We start from the raw sequence: 23,310 nt of genomic DNA, 5'->3' as shown, positions 1-23,310 counted from the left end.
ATCATGAGCTTACGAGAAAAAACCATCAGTGGGGCGAAGTGGTCGGCGATCGCTACGGTTATCATCATCGGGCTGGGACTGATTCAGATGACCGTGCTGGCGCGGATTATTGATAATCACCAGTTTGGTCTGCTGACCGTGTCGCTGGTGATTATCGCCCTCGCCGATACGCTGTCGGACTTCGGTATTGCCAACTCCATTATCCAGCGTAAAACGATAAGCCACCTCGAACTCACCACCCTGTACTGGCTGAACGTTGGCTTAGGGCTGGCGGTGTGCGTTGTGGTGTTTTTGCTTAGCGACGCGATCGGCAACGTGCTGCATAACCCCGATCTGGCGCCGCTGATTAAAACCCTGTCGCTGGCGTTTGTGGTGATCCCTCACGGGCAACAGTTTCGCGCGTTGATGCAAAAGGAGCTGGAATTTAACAAAATAGGCATGATCGAGACCAGCTCGGTGCTGGCGGGGTTCACCTTTACCGTGGTCAGCGCCCATTTCTGGCCGCTGGCGATGACGGCGATCCTCGGCTATCTGGTCAACAGCGCCGTCCGTACGCTGCTGTTCGGCTATTTTGGCCGGAAGATCTACCGCCCCGGCCTGCATTTTTCGCTGGCGTCTGTTTCGTCGAACCTGCGCTTTGGCGCATGGCTGACGGCGGACAGCATCATCAATTACGTCAATACTAACCTGTCGACGCTGGTGCTGGCGCGTATTCTCGGCGCGAGCGTCGCCGGGGGATACAACCTTGCTTATAACGTGGCGGTGGTTCCGCCAATGAAGCTTAACCCGATCATTACCCGCGTATTGTTCCCGGCGTTCGCCAAAATTCAGGATGATACGGAGAAGCTGCGCGTCAATTTCTACAAGCTGCTGTCGGTCGTGGGGATTATTAATTTTCCCGCGTTGCTCGGTCTGATGGTGGTATCGAATAATTTTGTACCGCTGGTTTTTGGCGAGAAGTGGAACAGCATCATTCCGGTGCTGCAACTGCTGTGCGTGGTGGGGCTGTTGCGCTCTGTCGGCAACCCGATTGGTTCGTTGCTGATGGCGAAAGCGCGCGTCGATATCAGCTTCAAATTCAATGTGTTCAAAACCTTTCTGTTCATTCCGGCAATTATCGTTGGCGGCCATCTGGCGGGGGCGACAGGCGTGACGCTGGGCTTCCTGCTGGTGCAGATCATCAATACCGTTCTGAGCTATTTCGTCATGATTAAACCGGTGCTGGGGTCGAGTTACCGCCAGTACATCCTTAGTTTGTGGCTACCGTTTTATCTCTCTTTACCTACCCTGGCGGTGAGCTATGGGTTGGGGATTGCGCTGAATGGACATCTGCCGCTGAGCGTACTGCTGGCAACGCAAATCGTGGTGGGTGCGCTGGCCTTCGCCGTGATGATTGTGCTTTCGCGCCATCCGCTGGTGGTGGAGATGAAGCGCCAGTTTTGCCGTAGCGAAAAAATGAAAACACTGCTTCGCGCAGGATAACTTTTGCCGGATGGCGACGTTTACGCGTCGTATCCGGCCTATGAATTGATTTTGCTGTAGGCCGGATAAGGCGACAGCCGCCATCCGGCAACGATTTTAAGGGGCAAATATGAAATTACTGATCCTGGGCAACCACACCTGCGGCAACCGTGGCGACAGCGCAATTTTGCGCGGCCTGCTGGATGCCATTAACCGTCTTGAGCCTGACGCAGAAGTGGATGTGATGAGTCGCTATCCGGTGAGCTCATCCTGGTTATTGAATCGCCCGGTGATGGGCGATCCGCTCTATTCGCAGATGAAACAGCACAATAACGCGGCGGGCGTGATGGGGCGTGTGAAAAAAGTGCTGCGTCGCCGCTATCAGCATCAGGTACTGCTCTCCCGCGTCACCGATACCGGCAAGCTGCGCAATATTGCCATTGCGCAAGGGTTTACCGACTTCGTGCGTCTGTTATCCGGTTATGACGCCATTATCCAGGTCGGGGGCTCGTTTTTCGTCGATCTGTACGGTGTGCCGCAGTTTGAACATGCGTTGTGTACTTTTATGGCGAAGAAGCCGCTGTATATGATTGGTCATAGCGTTGGCCCCTTCCAGGACGAGCAGTTCAACACGCTGGCGAATTACGTCTTTGGTCATTGTGATGCGTTGATTCTGCGTGAATCAGTCAGTCTGGAGCTGATGAAGCGTAGCGATATCACCACGACGAAAGTTGAAGCGGGGGTCGATACCGCCTGGCTGGTTGATCATCACAATGACGATTTTGAACCGGGTTATGCCGTTCAGCACTGGTTAGCCCTTGCCGGAAAGCAAAAGACGGTTGCGATTACGCTGCGTGAACTGGCGCCATTCGATAAGCGTCTGGGAACCACCCAACAGGCTTACGAGAAGGCGTTTGCTGGCGTGGTGAACCGTATCCTTGAGGAAGGCTATCAGGTGATTGCGCTGTCAACCTGTACCGGTATCGACAGCTATAACAAAGACGATCGCATGGTGGCGTTAAACCTGCGCCAGCACGTCAGCGACCCGGATCGTTACCATGTGGTAATGGACGAACTCAACGATCTTGAAATGGGGAAAATCCTCGGCGCCTGTGAACTGACCGTGGGCACGCGCCTGCATTCCGCCATTATTTCCATGAATTTCGCGACCCCTGCGATTGCCATTAATTATGAGCACAAATCTGCCGGAATTATGCAACAGCTGGGATTGCCTGAAATGGCGATCGACATTCGTCATTTGCTGGACGGCAGCCTGGAAGCGATGGTGGCCGATACGCTGGGGCAGTTGCCCGCGCTCAACGCGCGACTGGCGGACGCCGTAAACCGCGAGCGTGAACAGGGCTTTCGCATGGTGCAGTCAGTATTAACCCGTATCGGGGAGGGGAAATGAAGGTCAGCTTCTTTTTACTGAAGTTCCCACTGTCGTCAGAGACCTTCGTGCTGAACCAGATCACCGCGTTTATCGATATGGGGTTTGAGGTGGAAATTGTCGCGTTGCATAAAGGCGACCTTGAGAACACGCATGCGGCGTATGACACCTACCGCCTGGGTGAAAAAACGCACTGGCTGCTGGATGAGCCGGAAGGTAAGCTGGCGAAGCTGCGCTATCGCGCCATTGCGTCTTTGCGTGGCGGTACGCGCGCATCGACCTGGAAGGCGCTGAATGTTTCGCGTTACGGTGATGAAGCGCGCAACCTGATTCTGTCAGCAATCTGCGGGCTGACGCCAAAAATGTTCCAGGCGGATGTTTTTATCGCCCATTTTGGCCCGGCGGGTGTAACGGCGGCGAAGTTGCGGGAACTAGGCGTGATCAAAGGCAAAATCTCCACCGTTTTTCACGGTATTGATGTATCGCACCGCGATGTACTCAATCACTACACGCCTGAATATCAGCGCCTGTTCCAGCGTGGCGATCTCATGCTGCCCATCAGTGAATTATGGGCGGGACGCCTTAAAACGATGGGGTGCCCGCCCGAGAAAATTGCGGTCTCGCGGATGGGCGTCGATATGACGCGCTTTACTCACCGTCCGGTAAAAGCGCCGGGTACGCCGCTGGAGATTATCTCCGTGGCGCGATTAACCGAGAAGAAAGGACTGCACGTAGCGATTGAGGCCTGCCGACAGCTCAAAGCGCAGGGGGTGGCGTTCCGTTATCGCATCCTGGGCATGGGGCCGTGGGAGAGACGCCTGCGCACATTGATTGAGCAGTACCAGCTTGATGATGTGATTGAGATGCCCGGTTTTAAGCCCAGCCATGAAGTGAAAAAGATGCTGGATGACGCGGATGTGTTTCTGCTGCCGTCTATCACCGGTACGGATGGCGATATGGAAGGTATTCCGGTGGCGCTGATGGAAGCGATGGCAGTCGGGCTGCCGGTGGTTTCAACCGTTCACAGCGGAATCCCTGAACTGGTGGATGCCGGTAAGTCGGGCTGGCTGGTGCCTGAAAATGATGCTGAGGCGTTGGCGGAGCAACTGGCGGCATTCAGTCGCATCGACACCGAGTCGTTGCGGCCTGTGGTACAACGCGCCCGTGAAAAAGTTGAGGCTGATTTTAATCAGCAGGTGATTAATCAACAGTTAGCCAGCCTGCTGCAAACGATGTAAACCGAGGTTGTATGCCAGAGAATAAACTCTCCCGTCGCACCTTCCTGACGGCAGGCTCTGCGCTTGCCGTACTTCCTGTCCTCCATTCCCCCTTTGCCCGCGCGCTTGAACCCCGGCAAACCGCCAATATTCAGGATTATAACCCCCGAGACTGGATAGCCTCGTTTAAACAGGCGTTTAGCGAAGCGCAGACGGTTGTTGTTCCTGCGGGGCTAGTCTGCGAGAACGTCAATACCGGCATCTTTATCCCGGCAGGAAAAACGCTGCATGTGCGCGGGCGCTTAAGCGGCAATGGTCGCGGTCGGTTTGTGTTGCAGGATGGCTGCCAGGTAACAGGGGAGCAGGGCGGTAGCCTGCACAACATCACCCTGGATGTGCGCGGTTCAGATTGCACCATCAGGGGGATTGCCATGAGCGGGTTCGGCCCCGTTACCCAGATCTACATTGGCGGCAAAAAGCCGCGAGTGATGCGTAATCTCACCATTGATGATATTACGGTCAGCCATGCAAATTACGCCATTCTGCGCCAGGGATTCCACAACCAGGTGGACGGCGCGCGCATCACCAACGGCCGATTCAGCGATCTGCAAGGGGATGCCATCGAATGGAACGTGGCGATTAACGATCGTAATATTCTGATCTCTGATCATGTTATAGAACGCATCGACTGCACCAACGGGAAAATCAATTGGGGGATTGGCATCGGGCTGGCGGGCAGCACCTACGATAATGCCTACCCGGAAGAGCAAACCGTAAAGAACTTTGTCGTGGCCAATATTACCGGATCGGATTGCCGACAACTGGTTCATGTGGAGAACGGAAAACACTTTATCATTCGTAATGTAAAAGCGCGGAATATCACGCCTGATTTCAGTAAGAAAGCGGGCATTGATAATGCGACGGTAGCAATTTATGGGTGTGATAATTTCGTGATTGATAATATCGATATGGTGAATTGTGCGGGGATGCTTATTGGCTATGGCGTCGTCAAAGGCAAATATTTATCCATTCCGCAAAACTTCAAATTAAATGATATTCATCTTGATAACACTCGCCTGGCCTATAAACTGCGCGGCATTCAGATCTCTTCAGGGAATGCGACCTCCTTTGTGGCGATCACCAATCTGGATATGAAGCGCGCTACGCTTGAACTACACAACCAGCCGCAGCATCTTTTCCTGCGTAATATCAAGGTAATGCAGGAGTCTGCGACAGGGCCCGCGCTGAAGATGCACTTTGATCTGCGTAAAGATATACGCGGCAAGTTTATGGCGAAACAGGACACTTTGCTGTCGCTGGCGAACGTTCATGCAGTCAATGAGAAGGGGCAGAGCTCGGTCGATATCGACAGGATTAACCACAAGGTGGTGAATGTGGAAGCGGTCAATTTCAGGTTGCCGGAGCGGGGGAGGTAGTTTTGCGACCATTCCTGGCGAAAGTTACTCATACTTAAGATTATGGCTACTGCAATCTGCGGATAAGCGGCGTACCATCACATCCAACGCCATAATGTAATTCATGCTGGCTAAAACATGCTAAAGAGCTATAATTCAGCAACCATTTTATAGGTGGATGAAATAATGATTAATTTGAAAGCAGTTATTCCGGTAGCTGGTCTGGGTATGCACATGTTGCCTGCCACCAAGGCAATCCCCAAAGAGATGCTGCCGATTGTTGACAAACCGATGGTACAGTACATTGTTGACGAAATTGTTGCTGCTGGGATCAAAGAAATCGTTCTGGTTACTCACGCCTCCAAAAATGCGGTAGAGAACCACTTCGACACCTCCTACGAATTAGAGTCACTTCTGGAGCAACGCGTGAAACGTCAGTTGCTGGCGGAAGTGCAGTCCATTTGCCCACCAGGCGTGACGATTATGAACGTTCGCCAGGCTCAACCGCTGGGTCTGGGGCATTCCATTTTATGCGCACGTCCTGTGATTGGCGACAACCCGTTTGTGGTGGTGCTGCCTGATATCATCATTGATGACGCGACGGCCGATCCGCTTCGCTATAATCTTGCGGCAATGGTAGCGCGTTTCAACGAAACGGGGCGCAGCCAGGTGCTGGCAAAACGCATGAAAGGCGACCTTTCAGAGTATTCCGTTATCCAGACCAAAGAACCTCTGGATAATGAGGGGAAAGTCAGCCGTATTGTTGAGTTTATTGAAAAGCCGGATCAACCGCAGACGCTGGACTCAGATCTGATGGCGGTAGGTCGCTATGTGTTGTCGGCAGATATCTGGGCAGAACTGGAAAGAACAGAACCCGGCGCCTGGGGCCGCATCCAGTTGACGGATGCGATTGCAGAACTGGCGAAAAAACAGTCTGTTGACGCCATGCTGATGACAGGCGATAGCTACGACTGCGGTAAGAAAATGGGCTATATGCAAGCGTTCGTTAAGTACGGGCTGCGCAACCTGAAGGAAGGGGCGAAGTTTCGGAAGGGAATTGAGGCGTTGCTTAACGAGTAAGCTAAGCCGATCGCCAGAGGCGGATGTTATAAAAATAATGACGGCAGAAACATCCAGGTGTCTTTGGATGTTTCTGCCGTTTTTGTTTCATATAAATATCCTTAATAACAATGTGTTAGCCACCAAATTTTCGTTATGGTTTTGTGGCATTTTTCCTTGTTTCTGACCTTGTTTGGTAAGACAATTAGCGTTTGAGTTTTAGAGCGCTTTGCCAGGATCGGCAGGCTCGTAACATTTCTGGAATGCATGCAGTACACTGGTAGCTGTTGAGCCAGGGGCGGTAGCGTGCGTAAAACATAGTTAGAGATTTGCGTTACAATAGGCCATTATTGTAACAATCTAAATAGTATATTTTTCGGTGAATAAACATGTTTGATAATAAAACTATTCTGGTAACTGGTGGTACGGGGTCTTTTGGTAATAAATTTGTTCGAATGACATTGGAAAAATATAATCCGAAAAAGATTATCATTTATTCTCGTGACGAAATGAAACAGTGGGAAATGGCGAAGCATTTTAAAGATGAAAGCCGTATTCGTTTCTTCATTGGCGATGTTCGCGATAAAGATCGTTTATACCGTGCATTAGATGGTGTTGATTTCGTCGTCCATGCAGCAGCAACTAAGATTGTACCGACAGCAGAATACAACCCATTCGAGTGTGTAAAAACAAATATTAACGGTGCGATGAACGTTATTGATGCATGTATTGATAAAGGCATTGAACGTGTTGTTGCACTCTCAACAGATAAAGCGAGTAGCCCGGCTAATCTTTACGGTGCAACCAAACTGGCCTCTGACAAACTGTTTGTTGCGGGTAATTCCTACTCTGGTGCAACCAAAACGCGTTTTGCCGTTGTCCGTTACGGTAATGTAATGGGTTCTCGTGGTTCAGTCATCCCTTTCTTCCTTTCCATTAAAGATAAAGGTGAACTGCCTATTACTGATGATCGTATGACCCGCTTTATGATTACCCTGGAACAGGGTGTTGAACTGGTATGGCATGCTTTCAACGATATGGTTGGCGGTGAGATTTACGTGAAAAAAATCCCATCAATGAAAGTTACCGATGTTGCTACCGCTGTTGCCCCGGATGCAACTCAGAAAGTCATTGGTATTCGCCCTGGTGAAAAACTGCATGAGCAGATGATCAGTGCGGAAGATGCACATTATACCTATGAATACCCAGAACATTTCAAAATCCTGCCTGCTATTCACAACTGGTGTGACTCTCCTGAACGTATCAAAGACGGTAAGAGAGTGCCGGAAGGGTTCGTGTACGAGAGCGACAGCAATACGGAATGGATGAGTATTGAGGAGCTTCGTCAATGGATTGATGAAAACCGCGAAAAAGTAGGCAATATCTGATGAAATTTATCCCTTATGGACGACAGGATATCTCTGATGAAGATATCAATGCAGTTGTGGACGTATTGAAGTCAGATTTTTTGACCCAAGGACCATGTGTACCACAGTTTGAGCAAGCAATTGCAGATTATGTCGGTGTTAAACATGCCGTTGCTGTGAACAGTGCGACCTCTGCGTTACATGTTGCTTGCCTGGCGTTGGGCCTGAAGAAAGGTGACTGGTTATGGACGTCTCCGAATACGTTTGTCGCTTCGGCTAATTGTGCTTTGTATTGTGGAGCCAATGTTAGTTTTGTCGATATCGATCCGCAAACCTACAATATGAGTGTGAGCGCGCTAAAAGCTAAATTGGTTACTGCTAAGGCTAACGGCGTATTACCAAAAGTTGTTGTTCCTGTTGCTTTCGCGGGTCAATCATGTGAGATGGAAGAAATTCATCAACTGTCTAAAGAGTATGGTTTTGCCATTATTGAAGATGCATCACATGCAATTGGTGGTAGTTATCAGGGTGTTAAAATTGGTAATTCTCGTTTTGCCGATATTACGATACTGAGCTTTCATCCGGTAAAAATTATAACGACAGCAGAAGGTGGCATGGCGCTCACCAACTGTGATTCCCTGGCTGAAAAATTACAGCTTTTTCGTAGTCATGGCATTACCCGCGATGGTGATAAAATGACGAAAGCCACGGAAGGAGGTTGGTACTATCAGCAGGTTGATCTCGGTTTGAATTATCGTATGACCGAATTGCAGGCGGCTTTGGGTGTGAGCCAGTTAAAACGTATTGAGGATTTTGTTGCCCGTCGGCATGAATTGGCAAGACGTTATGACGCGGCGTTTGAGGGAGTACCTGTTTCCACTCCTCTTCAATCACCAAGTGGCTACAGTGCTCTACATCTTTATCCTCTGACGGTTAACGATCCAGCACAGCGTAAACCGCTTTTTGACTACCTGCGTGATAAAGGAATTGGCGTTAACGTCCATTATATCCCTGTTCATACTCAGCCATATTATGAACAACTCGGACATAAAGCAGGCGATTACCCGATTGCTGAGAACTATTACTCGCGCGAAATCAGCATTCCGATGTACTCGACACTTTCTGATGAAGAGCAGAATTACGTTATCAAATGTATTCGGGAGTTCTTTTAAATGAATGTGGCAATCATTCCTGCACGTGGCGGTAGCAAGCGTATACCACGTAAAAATATTAAAGAATTTTGTGGGAAACCAATGATTGCCTGGTCCATTGAAGCCGCTCAGCAGAGCGGCGTCTTTGACCGAATCATTGTATCAACAGATGATGAAGAAATTGCTGAGGTCGCGCGTAAATATGGTGCGGAAGTGCCGTTTATGCGGCCTGCTCATATTTCTGATGATTTTGCTACAACAGTTGATGTCATTCATCATGCCTTGGATGAGTTATCCCAAAGTGTATGTATTGATTTTGTCTGCTGCATCTATGCGACCGCCCCCTTTCTTCAAGGCCAGGATTTGGAAAAAGCATATGAAAAGCTGCAGCAAAGCGATTGCGATTATGTTTTCTCTGCAACATCTTTCCCATTCCCGATCCAGCGAGCTGTTTATTTAAAGCCAGATGGAAAGGTACAGATGTTCCATCCTGAAAATGAAAAGACACGCTCTCAGGATCTTGAACCTGCTTACCATGATGCCGGGCAGTTTTACTGGGGCAAACCTGAGGCATTTATGAATCGAAAAGGTTTCTTCACGTCAAAGAGCTTGTTAGAAATCCTCCCCCGTGAGCGGGTACAGGATATTGACACTCCTGAGGACTGGGTGATTGCTGAAAATCTTTTCCAATTACTTAAAGCTAAAATTGATGGCTAAATATATAGCGTTTCGTGCTGATGGAAGTGTCGATACAGGGATAGGCCATATCAAAAGGTGCTTATCTTTGGCTCAAAAATTTATGAGGGAAGGTTTTCAGGTTCTCTTCATTTCCCGAAGTCTGACACCAGTGCTTGAAGCCGAGATAAAAACATCAGGTGCTGATTACATCAGGATCCCCACTACGTCAGAGCGAGAAAACAGATATTTTCATTCAGCCTGGCTTAATGGAACTGAAAGTGATGATGCCTCCCTCTCCAGAGAGATATTGGTGAAATATGGTTGCGAAAGTAATAATGAACTTAGCTTAATTGTTGTCGATCATTATGCGCTTGGGAAACCATGGGAAACTGAACTGAATTCATTGGCACCTTTGCTGGTAATTGATGACCTTTGTGATCGTTCGCATCACTGTAACTGGTTGATTGACCAGACTATCGGTCGCCAGAAAGGGGATTATCTTGCATTAGTAAATAGTGATTGTCAGTTACTATTGGGACCTCAATTTTCCCTGTTAAGGGATGAATTTTCTCAATGGAGACCAAAGTCATTAACACGGCGAAAAGATATCCAACATGTAAACAATATTTTGGTTACGTTGGGTGGTGTTGACAAAAACAACAAAAGCCTAATGACACTTTCAGCACTTGAAAAAAGTCATTATAGCGGCAAGATTACACTTATTGTTGGCTCTGGGAATCCTAACTTATATAGTTTAGAAGACGCCATCTCAAAATCACTTAATAAAATTAGATTAGTTATTAATTCTGATAAAATGTCAGAGGAAATGACTGACGCTGATCTATGCATTGGCGCTGCTGGTACGACCTCGTGGGAGAGGTGTGCATTAGGATTACCTACAATAAATTTGGTAATTGCCAAGAACCAGGAAACTATCGCTAAGAACTTAAGTCAAGCTGGCGCTGCAATCAACTTTGGACTCCTGGAAAACGAAGACGATATATTAAGGCTTAAGAATTTGATTGATCATCTTATAAGTGATGTCACAATTTTAAAAAAATTGTCTGAGGCTTCTTCTCAAGTCTGTGATGGCACAGGGTTGCACAGAATTTATTCTACAGTGAACGAGAAATTATGCTTAATGTAACGTTATTGTGTAGTGATATCGAACACCCGGTATATGTTTACCTCAGTACGTGGCAAGAGAGAAATAAAGATAATTATAATATTGAATTAGTCACCAGTGTTGCAGATATTAAAAATGCAAACGGTGTTCTATTCCTTATATCTTGTTCTGAATTTATCAAAAAAGAGATTAGGGAGCGATTCGAATATACGTTAGTTCTTCATGCTAGTGATTTGCCACAAGGACGAGGATGGAGCCCGCATGTATGGGATATCTTAACCGGGAAAGACCGTATAGTTTTATCTTTGCTAAATGCTGAATCAGGTATAGATACGGGAGACATTTGGAGAAAAATTCATATACCTCTAGATGGCACTGAGTTATTTGATGAAATTAATGAAAAATTATTTGGTGCGGAAATCGAATTGATTAATTGGTTCTGTCAAAATTATAAAACAGCGACGCCGACCTCTCAAACTGGAAACCCGGATTATTACGAAAAACGGACGCCTGAAAACAGCGAGTTGGATACTGATAAAACAATAAGAGAACAATTTAATTTGCTTAGAGTATGTGACCCTAATCGGTTTCCTGCTTATTTCATCATTAATGGTCAACGATACAATATCACAATTAAAAAGGTTAACTAATGAATAAGTTTATTGAAATTGCCGGGCGTAAAATTGGTGCTGACTTCCCTCCATATATCATTGCGGAGTTGTCAGCAAATCATAATGGCGATATTAATACTGCTTTCCGGTTGATCGAGATAGCTAAAGAAAGTGGCGCTGATGCGATCAAAATTCAAACTTATCGACCAGATACAATAACAATTGATTGCAATAAAGAAGATTTTCAGATTAAAGATGGCCTGTGGAAAGGAAAATCTTTATATCAGCTTTATGAATGGGCACATACTCCATGGGAGTGGCACCAGAAGCTTTTTGAGAAGGCTAAAGAAGTTGGTATCACGATGTTTAGTTCTCCTTTCGACTTCACTGCTGTTGATCTTCTGGAAGAACTGGATGCCCCAGCTTACAAGATAGCCTCATTTGAACTCGTTGACTTACCTTTAATCCGCTATGTGGCAAGTAAAGGAAAACCGATGATTATGTCAACGGGTATGGCGGATGAACACGAAATCCAGGAAGCTATAGACGCTGCGTACGGTGCCGGGTGTAAAGAACTGGTTGTTCTGCATTGTGTCAGTGGTTATCCGGCTCCTGCCGAAGATTACAACCTTGCAACCATACCCGATATGGCAAAACGGTTTAATGTAATCACTGGTTTGTCAGACCATACAATTGATAACACCACTGCGGTTGCCTCAGTTGTTCTTGGTGCCAATATTATTGAAAAACATATCACCCTCGACCGCAATGGCGGTGGCCCGGATGATAGCTTCTCCCTGGAACCTAAAGATCTTGTAGCGTTGTGTCGCGATGCGAAGACGGCCTGGATGGCATTAGGTCGGGTGAACTATGAGCGCAAAGAAAGTGAAAAAGGCAATCTCAAATTCCGTCGCTCTCTTTATGTCGTAAAAGATGTGAAGAAAGGCGAAAAATTGACTAGTGAAAATGTTAAGAGTATTAGACCGGGGTATGGCATGGCGCCGAAGTATTATGATGATATTCTTGGCAAACATGCTCGAGTAGATTTGAAGTATGGAACTCCTCTTAGCTTTGATGTCATAGAATAAACATCAAGCCTCGCCGCTAATAATTTGGTGGGGCTATAATTTAATTTTACTATTATATATCAATGATGAATATAACAAAAAAATCACTTTTGATGCTGTCATTACGAGGGGCAACGTTAGCAAGCAAATTTATTCTTATTACATATTTAGCAAAGTATAGCTCGTTTGAAGTTCTCGCTGGATATTCATTAATATCAATAACGGTTTCATATTTTCTTTATATTTTAGGATTTGATTTCTATTCTTACTCATCCCGGGAAATTATTAGTAATACTTATTATAAAAGTTCCGGTATGATTTTTAATCAATTCTTCTTTTATATTGTAATGTATGTACTCAGTATCCCATTACTAATCGTTTTTTTTCAGTATAATATTATTAGTTCCGACTTGCTTTTTCTGTTTTCTTTTGTTCTTATATCTGAACATCTTTCCCAAGAGTTCATGAGGTTGATTGTTATTAATGGTCATGCGCTAAAGGCTAATTTTCAACTATTTTTAAGAACAGCCTCTTGGATTTATTTATATATTGCATATTCATATAATGATAGTTGTGTATCATTAAATAATCTTTTGATTTTTTGGGCTAGTGCTAATGTTGTCGCTATTGCTTATTCATTAACCGAATTAAAATACACAAAATGGCGTGGAACTTCTTTTTGGAGAATTAATATTCCTTGGATATGGCAGGGTGTTAAAATAGCAATTCCTCTACTTCTTGCGACTCTTATGCTTAGAGCCATTTTTGTTAGTGATAGATATTTTTTAAAGTTTATGTCATCCACTCAAGATCTGGCTATATATTCATTCTTTAGTAATATGGCAAATGCGTTGATTGCATTTGTTGATGCTGCTGTTATTATGATTTTTTATCCTAAGTTAGTTAACGCATTCAACTCCAAAGATAATGAGAAATATAATTCTATCCTTGCGCAATTTAAAGTTAGTGTATTTAAAATAGGTGGTGGAGTTTTAATATTATTGTCTGCTTTTATGCCTGTGATGTGTTACTTTTTGGATAAAAAAGACTTTATGAACTCTATTGTTATATTTTATATTCTAATTTCATCCACATTTATATATTCCTTTGGGCTAATCTATCACTATGAGCTTTATGCCAGAAAGAAAGATAGGATTATACTTTATTCAACACTGGTGTCATTTGTTTTTGGTGTAGGGATGCAATATATTCTAGGTTACTTTTTCCAAAGTACTGGTGTAGCATGTGGTGTATTGTTTTCTACATTGTTGTTATTTTTCATGAAGGCATATTTTGTTAAATACGTCAAAAGGGTTTTGCTTTGAAATATCTTATTGATAGTGAAGTTAAAGAAGAAATTTATGAGATATTAGAACTTGAAAATATATATAAAGATTATTCTACTATAATAATCTGTTGCCCTGTAGGTCTCTTAAATGATAGCGATGAAGCAACTAAGTATAAATTAGTTCAATATCAACTCGGTAAGTTCAGGTTTATCAATAAATTAAAACAATTAGCTTTTTTGATTTACTCAATCGTGAAATATAGACCAGATATTGTTTTCTCTGGTTATCCTATGTTAAAACATAGGCTGGTAAATATATTTTCAGCCTTCAGAATTAAACACTATTCTTATTTGCGAGGCCTTTTTGCTGACTCGAAAAATTACAAAGGGTTTTCTGATCATTTGTATCTTATGTTAAAAAAATACCATTTTCCTCTGACTATTAATAATTTTCAATGCGATAAAATATTCACTATATCAGCCTTAAACATAAAGTTTCTTCTTGCAAGAAGCGCAAAGCAAGAGAACATTGAGCTTATTCCTCCGCCTTGGCTTGAAAAGATAAAAAAACAAAAAACCTTAAGTGGTAGTGATGCTATTAGCGGAGGCCATGTCTATTTTGTGACTCAGGCTTTTATGTCTCATTCTTGTAAGGCGGCAGCTGAAAGTCAGATAGTCTTTGCTACCGAATTACACGAGCATTTAAAGCAAAACGGAGTAGAATTGATTATTAGAAAACATCCAAGAGATTATACAGACTATGAAAAATATGGTTTTTCAATAAACAATATAAGTAGCTATGAGTTTATCCGAACACTCTACCCGAATGATATATTAATTACACCATTTTCAACGATGGCATTTGAAGCAAGATTTTTTGATGTAAATATAATATTTTATTCTACATCGGATTTAGATGAGTTATACAAAAAAGTCTATTCTGATTTGAATATTACCCCATTTTACAATGTGGCTGAAATAGGAAGCGAAATTAGAGGTTTTTATGGAAAAAGTAAACCGTTAAAGAATGTAGAAAATATATTCTATATTAATTCGGAATAAAGTGGAAATATATATTCTTTGACTCAGAGGTTTAATTTTAACATTAATTTTTACTTATCCTTTTTACTATGCAATTCCTGTAGTAGATACCAATTTTGGACATTTTTTTGAGGTACTGTATTTTGCTTTTGTTGATTTTTTGATATTGATTTATTTGTGTTGTTATTTTAACAAGTTTAGAATGGCAGGTTTGGGGGTTTTTATTACATTTATTATATGGATATGGCAATTTAATGGGGTGGATAATGTTAGACCCTATTTTCCATTCATCATATATTTGCGGTGTAGTATTTGCGTTTGAGTTTATAAAGAATAATTTTACTAAAGTGTGTTGTATTATTATTTTGTCCTTCTTTATTTTCTATTCGGAAACGCGACTAGCTTTAGTTGTATTATTGGGGATCATATCTCTTTATTGTTTTTCTAAAATAGCGATGAAGCTAAAGAAAGTTATATCATTTGGTATAATAATTTTTTCTCGTTATCTTATATTGCATACGCATTAATTACTAAGCATACGACTATTTTTTTAGGTGGATATGAGGGAGACGATGATAAATCTTATGAAGCAAGGACTCTTATTCAAGAACATATTTTTGATGCTTCAAATAATTCATCTTTAACTCAGTATATTTTTGGTCATGGTGCGGAGTCAGCTCGCAATATGTTAATTGATATCTATGGATATGATATCATGCCTCATAATGATTTTGTTAAATTATTTTATGACTTTGGTGCTATGCTATCGGTGCAATTGTTTTCTTAATTTGTCTTTACAGATACGAATAAAGGAATCTATTATCATTTTCTCTTTTATCTATTTATATAAGTGCATTTTATCATAATATGGCTTACTCTCTATTCGTGGTTGCTCTGTTAATTACATTGCCTACTACTTATACTCAAAAATTAAAAAATAAATATTAGTGTTGGATGGTAGTTAAGAAATGAAAATATTTATAGTGTCACATAAACGCTTTGATTTTCCAATTAATGAAAAATTCATGCCTATTAAGGTTGGTTTTGCGGATGAATTTATTGCTGAGAGTTTTGTACTGGACTCTTCGGGAAATAATATATCAAATTTAAACTCTTCATTTTGTGAACTGACAGCAGCCTACTGGATCTGGAAGAATTCTCAGGAAGACGTTGTGGGCTTGGCGCACTACCGCCGCTATTTCGCATCTTCTAAAAGTGATTTGAAGGTTAAGGGAAAGCGCATCGCATCACCAGAAGAGATGATGGCGTTGCTGAAAGAAGCTGATATCCTGATTGCCAGACCGAGAAATTATTACATCACATCGATTAAAAACCATTACATTCATGCCCACCATGAGTCTGACTACACTCAGCTTCGTGATGAGATTGCGTTACAGCACCCGGAATATTTGTCTGATTTTGACTCTATTATGGGTGGGACAAAAATTAGTTTGTATAATATGTTTGTTTGTAAAAAGTCATTGATCGATGAATACTTTGAATGGCTTTTCCCGGTACTTTTTGCGCTTGAGCAAAAAATTGACTACCAAAATTACGATGCTTACCAAAAGCGTGTTTTTGGTTTTATGGCAGAGCGTCTTTTCAATGTCTGGCTTCATCATCATCGCGAAAACTTGCGCATTAAATATATGCCAGTAGTGAATATTGATGGCGAAAATATTTTACTGAAAGGCATTGGATTATTAAAACGACATTTCTGGGGTAAAAAATGAAAGTTGCTATAGTGGGCGCAGGTATTTCTGGTGCGGTTATTGCGAGATTATTAGCAGAGGAAGGGATTGAGTCTGTTGTTTTTGACAAACGTTCTCATATTGCTGGTAACTGTCATTCAGAACGTGATCCGCAGACCAACGTCATGTTGCACGTTTATGGTCCCCATATTTTTCATACAGATGATAAAGAAGTTTGGGATTTCGTTAATCAGTATTCACAGTTTATGCCTTACACCAACCGTGTGAAGGCCATTTACAAAGGCAATGTTTACTTACTACCAGTAAACCTGCATACGATTAATCAGTTTTTCAATAAAACAATGCGTCCGGATGAAGCCCGTGCTTTCATCGAATCTAAAGCTGACAAATCTATTGTCGAACCGAAAAACTTTGAAGAACAGGCCATCAGCATGATTGGTCGGGAACTGTATGAAGCATTCTTTAAAGGCTATACGCGTAAACAATGGGGTTGTGAGCCGACGGAGTTACCAGCCAGTATTTTGAAACGCTTGCCGCTTCGTTTTAACTATAATGACAATTATTTTAACCACCAGTATCAGGGGATGCCCAGAGATGGCTATACCGATATGGTTGGAAAAATTCTTGATCACGAACTGATTGAAATAAGAACAGATACTGAGTTTTCAGCTACCGAGAGTGGGGCCTACCAGCATGTATTTTGGTCAGGCGCGCTGGATGGTTACTTTAACTTTAGTGAGGGGCGTCTGGGTTATCGCACGCTGGATTTCGAAAAATTCTCAGCAGAAGGTGACTACCAGGGAACGGCTGTTATCAACTACTGCGAAGAAAATGTACCTTATACCCGAATCACTGAGCATAAGCATTTCTCACCCTGGGAGTCACACGAAAAAACAACATGTTATCGTGAATTTAGTCGCTTCTGCACCGAAGATGATATTCCGTATTATCCGATCCGTATGGTTAAGGAAAAAGAACTGCTCAATCGCTACCTGGATAAAGCGATGGAATTAAGCAATACCACTTTTGTCGGGCGTCTTGGTACCTACCGCTATCTGGATATGGATGTCACTATTCGTGAAGCTATTGATGTTGCAAATAAATTCCTTGAATGTCAAAAGAGTCAGGAGCCAATGCCTGTATTTAATATAAATCCTCGCTAACGTCAGGTGTTGTCATGGATACGGATAATTTTTTGAATAAATATAATCCATTGCTATGCAAGGTTTTTCTCGCAGCATCGGATTTTATATTTTTTAACTTATCACTGGCCCTCTCTATTGGTTGTGTATACTGGATTTTTAACGATCTTTATCGTTTTATCCCCGATGCTCAACTGGAGATGCGTATAATTTCTCATGTCATCCTGAGCTTGATATGTGTGGGATGGTTCTGGGTTCGGTTGCGACATTATTCCTATCGCAAACCCTTTTGGTTTGAATTGAAGGAGATTATCCGCACTATTGTGATCTTTGCTGTTTTTGATCTGGCGCTGGTCGCTTTTTCTAAATGGCAATTTTCTCGGTATGTATGGGTCTTTTGTTGGACGTTTGCATTAATTCTGCTGCCGCTTTTCCGAGCAATGACCAAACAACTTCTTAATCGTCTTGGGATTTGGAAGAAAAAGACTGTCATTATGGGTAGCGGAAGTAATGCAGTGGAAGCTTATTATGCACTGCAAAGTGAGGAAATGCTTGGCTTTGATGTTGTCGCATTTTATGACGAAGAGTGTACAGAGGCAACGCTACAGGGACTGCCGGTTCTTCAGGACCCCAATATTCTTTGGGAAATGAAGAAAACAGGCGATATTCATTTCATTGTAGCTTTTGAAATGGAAAACAGCGATAAGACCATTAACTGGTTGCGCGAACTATCGAAGAAGGACTGCCGTTCTGTCACGGTTATTCCGTCCCTGCGCGGGTTACCACTTTATAATACCGATATGTCTTTCATCTTTAGTCATGAAGTCATGTTGCTGCGTATTCATAATAATCTGGCAAAACGGACATCTCGTTTCCTTAAACGGACTTTCGATATTGTCTGTTCATCACTGATTATCTTAATTTCTTCGCCACTGCTCATTTATCTTTGGTACAAAGTTACCCGTGATGGTGGTCCGGCAATCTACGGTCATATGCGAGTAGGACGTCACGGTAAGCTTTTCCCTTGCTATAAGTTTCGCTCAATGGTGATGAATTCGCAGGAGGTTTTACAAAAGCTCCTTGATTCCGATCCTGCCGCACGGGAAGAATGGGAGCGTGACTTTAAGTTGAAAAACGATCCGCGAATCACTCCTGTCGGTCGATTTATTCGTAAAACCAGTCTTGATGAATTGCCTCAGTTATTTAATGTGCTGAAAGGTCAAATGAGTCTGGTTGGCCCGCGTCCGATTATCTCTGAAGAGTTACCACGCTATGATGAGAATGTTGATTACTATCTAATGGCGAAACCGGGAATGACAGGGTTGTGGCAGGTAAGTGGACGTAACGATGTGGATTACGATACCCGAGTCTACTTTGACTCCTGGTATGTCAAGAACTGGTCGCTGTGGAATGACATCGCTATTCTTTTCAAAACTGTGAAGGTAGTCCTCCATAGAGATGGTGCATATTGATGTAGCAGAAACTGCATTTTATGTGCATTAAGTTCATTCTGAAGAGGACATCTATTGCTACCTTCTGGCCTCTAACCTGAGTTAACATGTTCTTCACTTTACTCGCCGCCATTTTACGGCGGGGTATCCACACCTGACAGGAGTATGTAATGTCCAAGCAACAGATCGGCGTCGTCGGTATGGCAGTGATGGGGCGCAACCTGGCGCTCAACATCGAGAGCCGTGGTTATACCGTCTCCGTTTTCAACCGCTCCCGTGAAAAGACCGAAGAAGTGATTGCCGAAAACCCAGGCAAAAAACTGGTGCCTTACTACACGGTAAAAGAGTTTGTTGAATCCCTTGAAACGCCTCGTCGTATCCTGTTAATGGTGAAAGCAGGGGCGGGCACTGATGCTGCTATCGATTCCCTGAAGCCGTATCTGGATAAAGGCGACATCATCATTGATGGTGGTAACACGTTCTTCCAGGACACTATCCGTCGTAATCGCGAACTTTCTGCTGAAGGCTTTAACTTCATTGGTACCGGTGTTTCCGGTGGTGAAGAAGGGGCGCTGAAAGGCCCATCTATCATGCCTGGCGGTCAGAAAGAAGCCTACGAACTGGTTGCGCCGATTTTGACTAAAATTGCCGCAGTTGCAGAGGATGGTGAACCTTGCGTGACCTATATTGGTGCCGATGGTGCCGGTCACTATGTGAAAATGGTTCACAACGGTATCGAATACGGCGACATGCAGCTAATCGCAGAAGCCTATTCTTTGCTGAAAGGTGGTCTGAATCTGTCTAACGAAGAGCTGGCAGAGACTTTCACTGAGTGGAACAAAGGCGAGCTGAACAGCTACCTGATCGATATCACCAAAGACATCTTCACCAAAAAGGATGAAGAGGGTAAATATCTGGTTGATGTGATTCTGGATGAAGCGGCAAACAAAGGCACCGGCAAATGGACCAGCCAGAGTTCTCTGGATCTGGGCGAGCCGCTGTCGCTGATCACGGAATCCGTTTTTGCACGTTATATCTCTTCTCTGAAAGAGCAGCGTGTCGCAGCGTCTAAAGTGTTGTCGGGACCTAAAGCGCAGCTTGCGGGTGACAAAGCGGAATTTATCGAGAAAGTTCGTCGCGCGCTCTACCTCGGCAAGATCGTCTCTTACGCACAAGGGTTCTCCCAGCTGCGTGCCGCTTCTGACGAATACAACTGGGATCTGAACTACGGCGAAATTGCGAAGATCTTCCGTGCCGGCTGCATTATTCGTGCACAGTTCTTGCAGAAAATCACCGACGCATATGCAGAAAATGCGGGTATCGCTAACCTGCTGCTGGCACCGTACTTCAAGAAAATCGCGGACGACTATCAGCAAGCGCTGCGCGATGTGGTTGCGTATGCCGTGCAGAATGGTATCCCGGTTCCGACGTTCTCTGCCGCTGTTGCCTACTACGACAGCTATCGCGCAGCCGTTCTTCCTGCGAACCTGATCCAGGCGCAGCGTGACTACTTTGGGGCGCATACGTATAAGCGTACTGATAAAGAAGGCGTTTTCCATACCGAATGGCTGGAATAATTTCTGATTCGCATCAAAAGCCCGGTGATTCACCGGGCTTTTTTTTGTCCCTAATCTGATTGATTTATTTTTACTTCTTAATATTAACTTAATAATTAATGTTTAACCTGATAAAGAAAATCTGAATTGTTTTAGCCTTCATTGACACAATATTCATTCAGGCGTTAAAACTTTTATATCTTATCAGGATGTATAAACATCATGATGCATAATTAAGTTAATTCTGAGAGCGTGAAATGAAAATCACCATTTCTGGAACCGGGTACGTTGGTCTGTCAAACGGTTTGCTTATCGCACAGCATCACCAGGTTACCGCGTTAGACATTATTCCCGAACGTGTGGAAATGCTAAATGATCGGATATCTCCGATTGTTGATAAAGAAATACAGCAATTTTTAGCGTCCGGGAATATTAATTTTGAAGCAACCTTAGACAAGGTATCCGCCTACCAAAATGCTGATTATGTCATTATTGCAACACCAACCGACTATGATCCAAAAACAAATTATTTCAACACATCAAGTGTAGAATCAGTTATTCAGGATGTGACAGAGATTAACCCATCGGCAGTGATGGTGATCAAGTCAACGGTGCCGGTTGGCTTCACCGCAACGATGAGTAAAAAATTTAATACGCAGAATATCATTTTCTCCCCCGAGTTCCTGCGCGAAGGTAAAGCGCTTTATGATAATTTGCATCCTTCGCGGATTGTGATTGGTGAACGCTCTGAGCGTGCGGAGCGATTCGCTGCTTTGCTACAGGAAGGCGCCATAAAACAGGATATTCCAACTCTGTTTACCGATTCGACGGAAGCAGAGGCGATTAAGCTTTTTGCTAATACTTACCTTGCGATGCGCGTTGCTTACTTTAATGAACTTGATAGCTATGCGGAAAGTTTAGGACTGAATACCCGACAAATTATTGAAGGTGTGTGTCTGGATCCTCGTATTGGCAATCATTACAACAATCCTTCATTCGGTTACGGCGGTTATTGTCTGCCGAAAGATACGAAGCAACTTCTGGCGAATTATCAGTCAGTGCCAAACAATATTATCTCCGCGATCGTGGATGCGAACCGGACGCGTAAAGATTTTATTGCAGATGCCATCTTGTCCAGAAAACCCAAAGTGGTGGGCATCTATCGTCTGATTATGAAGAGTGGTTCTGATAATTTCCGCGCGTCTTCAATTCAGGGGATTATGAAGCGTATCAAAGCTAAAGGTGTGGAAGTTATTATTTACGAACCGGTTATGAAGGAAACGTCGTTCTTTAATTCCCGCCTTGAACGTGATTTGAATACGTTTAAACAGCAGTCCGACGTGATTATCTCCAATCGCATGGCGTCTGAACTGCTGGATGTTCAGGACAAAGTTTATACACGCGATCTCTTTGGCAGTGATTAACCTTCTGTTATTGGGGCTACAATAGCCCCTGATTGGCTATCAAAGTATTTGAAATAATCCGTAAATTTTATCAATAATCCTATAGCATTAACGATGTTTATGACTACACTGTCTCCAGCTTAAGCATTTTCTTAGTTAGGGTACTGATGACAGTGAACAATAACAATGCTACCGGGCGCAGTAATGACCCGGAACAGATTGATTTGATTGATTTAGTGATGCAATTGTGGCGCGGAAAAATGACAATCTTTGTGTGTGTCATTGTCGCAATTCTATTGGCTGTTGGTTACATCCTGGTAGCGAAAGAGAAATGGACCTCTACCGCCATCATCACCCAGCCGGATGTGGGGCAGATTGCCACTTATAATAATGCGATGAGCGTTTTGTATGGCGATAACGCTCCGAAAGTTGCGGATATCCAGACTGGCTTTATCGGTCGCTTTAGCTCCGCCTTTTCCGCATTGTCAGCAGCTCTGGATAATCAGGAAGAACCTGAAGAATTAACTATTACCCCTTCTGTTAAGGGTCAATCATTGCCGCTGGCCGTCTCTTACGTCGGAGAGTCTGCGGAAGGGGCGCAACGCCAGCTGGCAGAGTATATCCAGCAGGTAGATGAGAGCGTTGCGAAAGAACTGGACGCGGATCTAAAAGATAACATCAAGTTGCAGACAACTACGCTTGAGGACTCGTTAAAAACGCAGGAAGTGGTCGCGCAGGAGCAAAAAGATTTGCGTATCAAGCAAATTCAGGAAGCATTGCGTTATGCGGAACAGGCGAATGTGATAAAGCCACAAATTCAGCAAACTCAGGATGTCACCCAGGACAGTATGTTCCTTCTTGGTAGTGATGCGCTGAAATCAATGATCGAACACGAGGCTACGCGTCCGCTGGTTTTCTCTGGGGCCTACTATCAGACCAAGCAAAATCTGCTGGATATCGGAAATCTGAAAATCGAAACCGCATCCATTCACGCCTACCGTTACGTCATGAAGCCGACGCTACCGATTCGTCGTGACAGTCCGAAAAAGGCAATTACACTGGTTCTGGCGGTATTGCTGGGCGGGATGATTGGTGCGGGTGTGGTGCTGGGACGTAATGCGTTACGTAACTATAAGCCGAAAGCGCAGTAATTTATTGTTATCCTGGATGGCACT

19 protein-coding genes are annotated in these 23,310 nt (G+C 43.9%); all 19 read left to right on the top strand.

The window, feature by feature from the left end:
• The first annotated feature begins 3 nt into the window (after positions 1-3).
• The 19 genes from wzxC to wzzB all read left to right on the top strand — a co-directional run bounded on the left by wzxC (position 4) and on the right by wzzB (position 23,286).
• Positions 4-1,482, top strand: coding sequence for a colanic acid undecaprenyl disphosphate flippase WzxC (wzxC, locus tag OGX93_RS18060; RefSeq protein WP_219936850.1), 1,479 nt, complete (start codon positions 4-6; stop codon positions 1,480-1,482).
• A 109-nt stretch (positions 1,483-1,591) separates the two neighbouring features.
• Positions 1,592-2,872 (top strand): colanic acid biosynthesis pyruvyl transferase WcaK, encoded by a 1,281-nt coding sequence (gene wcaK / locus OGX93_RS18055; protein ID WP_012131717.1) that lies wholly within the window; start codon positions 1,592-1,594, stop codon positions 2,870-2,872.
• Positions 2,869-4,089, top strand: coding sequence for a colanic acid biosynthesis glycosyltransferase WcaL (gene wcaL / locus OGX93_RS18050; protein WP_047462621.1), 1,221 nt, complete (start codon positions 2,869-2,871; stop codon positions 4,087-4,089). The genes wcaK and wcaL overlap by 4 nt, the downstream gene beginning before the upstream one ends.
• Positions 4,090-4,100: 11 nt before the next feature.
• The gene (wcaM, locus tag OGX93_RS18045) at positions 4,101-5,504 is read left to right on the top strand and encodes a colanic acid biosynthesis protein WcaM (RefSeq protein WP_214318766.1); all 1,404 of its coding nucleotides are present in this window, start codon (positions 4,101-4,103) and stop codon (positions 5,502-5,504) included.
• A gap of 165 nt (positions 5,505-5,669) precedes the next feature.
• Entirely contained in the window at positions 5,670-6,563 is an 894-nt protein-coding gene (gene galF / locus OGX93_RS18040; RefSeq protein WP_012131721.1) for a UTP--glucose-1-phosphate uridylyltransferase GalF, read from the top strand.
• 368 nt (positions 6,564-6,931) lie between these two features.
• Complete coding sequence (pseB, locus tag OGX93_RS18035; protein WP_058669386.1) at positions 6,932-7,930, top strand: UDP-N-acetylglucosamine 4,6-dehydratase (inverting); 999 nt, start codon at positions 6,932-6,934, stop codon at positions 7,928-7,930.
• Positions 7,930-9,081, top strand: coding sequence for a UDP-4-amino-4,6-dideoxy-N-acetyl-beta-L-altrosamine transaminase (pseC, locus tag OGX93_RS18030; protein WP_286449161.1), 1,152 nt, complete (start codon positions 7,930-7,932; stop codon positions 9,079-9,081). The genes pseB and pseC overlap by 1 nt, the downstream gene beginning before the upstream one ends.
• On the top strand, positions 9,082-9,777 hold the full coding sequence (pseF, locus tag OGX93_RS18025) for a pseudaminic acid cytidylyltransferase (RefSeq protein WP_115181427.1): 696 nt from the start codon (positions 9,082-9,084) through the stop codon (positions 9,775-9,777).
• Complete coding sequence (gene pseG / locus OGX93_RS18020) at positions 9,770-10,885, top strand: UDP-2,4-diacetamido-2,4,6-trideoxy-beta-L-altropyranose hydrolase (RefSeq protein ID WP_286449160.1); 1,116 nt, start codon at positions 9,770-9,772, stop codon at positions 10,883-10,885. Before pseF ends, pseG begins: the two co-directional genes overlap by 8 nt.
• Positions 10,873-11,514 (top strand): formyl transferase, encoded by a 642-nt coding sequence (locus OGX93_RS18015; RefSeq protein WP_115181429.1) that lies wholly within the window; start codon positions 10,873-10,875, stop codon positions 11,512-11,514. Before pseG ends, OGX93_RS18015 begins: the two co-directional genes overlap by 13 nt.
• Positions 11,514-12,563 (top strand): pseudaminic acid synthase, encoded by a 1,050-nt coding sequence (pseI, locus tag OGX93_RS18010; protein WP_115181430.1) that lies wholly within the window; start codon positions 11,514-11,516, stop codon positions 12,561-12,563. Before OGX93_RS18015 ends, pseI begins: the two co-directional genes overlap by 1 nt.
• A 443-nt stretch (positions 12,564-13,006) precedes the next feature.
• Positions 13,007-13,867, top strand: a complete 861-nt coding sequence (locus OGX93_RS18005) for a lipopolysaccharide biosynthesis protein (protein WP_142757145.1) — start codon at positions 13,007-13,009, stop codon at positions 13,865-13,867.
• Positions 13,864-14,892 (top strand): CDP-glycerol glycerophosphotransferase family protein, encoded by a 1,029-nt coding sequence (locus OGX93_RS18000; RefSeq protein ID WP_286449159.1) that lies wholly within the window; start codon positions 13,864-13,866, stop codon positions 14,890-14,892. The genes OGX93_RS18005 and OGX93_RS18000 overlap by 4 nt, the downstream gene beginning before the upstream one ends.
• 947 nt (positions 14,893-15,839) lie before the next feature.
• On the top strand, positions 15,840-16,604 hold the full coding sequence (locus OGX93_RS17995) for a DUF4422 domain-containing protein (protein ID WP_115181433.1): 765 nt from the start codon (positions 15,840-15,842) through the stop codon (positions 16,602-16,604).
• Positions 16,601-17,746 (top strand): UDP-galactopyranose mutase, encoded by a 1,146-nt coding sequence (gene glf, locus OGX93_RS17990; RefSeq protein WP_115181434.1) that lies wholly within the window; start codon positions 16,601-16,603, stop codon positions 17,744-17,746. The genes OGX93_RS17995 and glf overlap by 4 nt, the downstream gene beginning before the upstream one ends.
• Before the next feature lie 14 nt (positions 17,747-17,760).
• Positions 17,761-19,197 carry an undecaprenyl-phosphate galactose phosphotransferase gene (locus OGX93_RS17985; RefSeq protein ID WP_012131730.1) on the top strand — a complete coding sequence of 479 codons (1,437 nt, stop codon included), beginning with the start codon at positions 17,761-17,763 and terminating at the stop codon, positions 19,195-19,197.
• A 149-nt stretch (positions 19,198-19,346) separates the two neighbouring features.
• Positions 19,347-20,753: an NADP-dependent phosphogluconate dehydrogenase gene (gene gnd / locus OGX93_RS17980; RefSeq protein WP_058669375.1), complete on the top strand. Its 1,407-nt coding sequence runs from the start codon at positions 19,347-19,349 to the stop codon at positions 20,751-20,753.
• A 236-nt stretch (positions 20,754-20,989) separates the two neighbouring features.
• Positions 20,990-22,156, top strand: a complete 1,167-nt coding sequence (gene ugd, locus OGX93_RS17975; protein WP_112001938.1) for a UDP-glucose 6-dehydrogenase — start codon at positions 20,990-20,992, stop codon at positions 22,154-22,156.
• 146 nt (positions 22,157-22,302) lie between these two features.
• Complete coding sequence (wzzB, locus tag OGX93_RS17970; protein WP_104868479.1) at positions 22,303-23,286, top strand: LPS O-antigen chain length determinant protein WzzB; 984 nt, start codon at positions 22,303-22,305, stop codon at positions 23,284-23,286.
• Positions 23,287-23,310: the final 24 nt, after the last annotated feature.

Source organism: Citrobacter sp. CK195 (assembly GCF_030333365.1).
GTDB classification, from domain to species: Bacteria; Pseudomonadota; Gammaproteobacteria; order Enterobacterales; family Enterobacteriaceae; genus Citrobacter_B; species Citrobacter_B koseri.
This window is presented reverse-complemented; position numbering and strand designations above follow the sequence as displayed.

Excerpts from the sequence above, each read along its gene's own strand:
- wzxC (WP_219936850.1), top strand. The coding sequence starts at position 4 with ATGAGCTTACGAGAAAAAACCATCAGTGGGGCGAAGTGGTCGGCGATC.
- wcaK (WP_012131717.1), top strand. The coding sequence starts at position 1,592 with ATGAAATTACTGATCCTGGGCAACCACACCTGCGGCAACCGTGGCGAC.
- wcaL (WP_047462621.1), top strand. The coding sequence starts at position 2,869 with ATGAAGGTCAGCTTCTTTTTACTGAAGTTCCCACTGTCGTCAGAGACC.
- wcaM (WP_214318766.1), top strand. The coding sequence starts at position 4,101 with ATGCCAGAGAATAAACTCTCCCGTCGCACCTTCCTGACGGCAGGCTCT.
- galF (WP_012131721.1), top strand. The coding sequence starts at position 5,670 with ATGATTAATTTGAAAGCAGTTATTCCGGTAGCTGGTCTGGGTATGCAC.
- pseB (WP_058669386.1), top strand. The coding sequence starts at position 6,932 with ATGTTTGATAATAAAACTATTCTGGTAACTGGTGGTACGGGGTCTTTT.
- pseC (WP_286449161.1), top strand. The coding sequence starts at position 7,930 with ATGAAATTTATCCCTTATGGACGACAGGATATCTCTGATGAAGATATC.
- pseF (WP_115181427.1), top strand. The coding sequence starts at position 9,082 with ATGAATGTGGCAATCATTCCTGCACGTGGCGGTAGCAAGCGTATACCA.
- pseG (WP_286449160.1), top strand. The coding sequence starts at position 9,770 with ATGGCTAAATATATAGCGTTTCGTGCTGATGGAAGTGTCGATACAGGG.
- OGX93_RS18015 (WP_115181429.1), top strand. The coding sequence starts at position 10,873 with ATGCTTAATGTAACGTTATTGTGTAGTGATATCGAACACCCGGTATAT.
- pseI (WP_115181430.1), top strand. The coding sequence starts at position 11,514 with ATGAATAAGTTTATTGAAATTGCCGGGCGTAAAATTGGTGCTGACTTC.
- OGX93_RS18005 (WP_142757145.1), top strand. The coding sequence starts at position 13,007 with ATGAGGTTGATTGTTATTAATGGTCATGCGCTAAAGGCTAATTTTCAA.
- OGX93_RS17995 (WP_115181433.1), top strand. The coding sequence starts at position 15,840 with ATGAAAATATTTATAGTGTCACATAAACGCTTTGATTTTCCAATTAAT.
- glf (WP_115181434.1), top strand. The coding sequence starts at position 16,601 with ATGAAAGTTGCTATAGTGGGCGCAGGTATTTCTGGTGCGGTTATTGCG.
- OGX93_RS17985 (WP_012131730.1), top strand. The coding sequence starts at position 17,761 with ATGGATACGGATAATTTTTTGAATAAATATAATCCATTGCTATGCAAG.
- gnd (WP_058669375.1), top strand. The coding sequence starts at position 19,347 with ATGTCCAAGCAACAGATCGGCGTCGTCGGTATGGCAGTGATGGGGCGC.
- ugd (WP_112001938.1), top strand. The coding sequence starts at position 20,990 with ATGAAAATCACCATTTCTGGAACCGGGTACGTTGGTCTGTCAAACGGT.
- wzzB (WP_104868479.1), top strand. The coding sequence starts at position 22,303 with ATGACAGTGAACAATAACAATGCTACCGGGCGCAGTAATGACCCGGAA.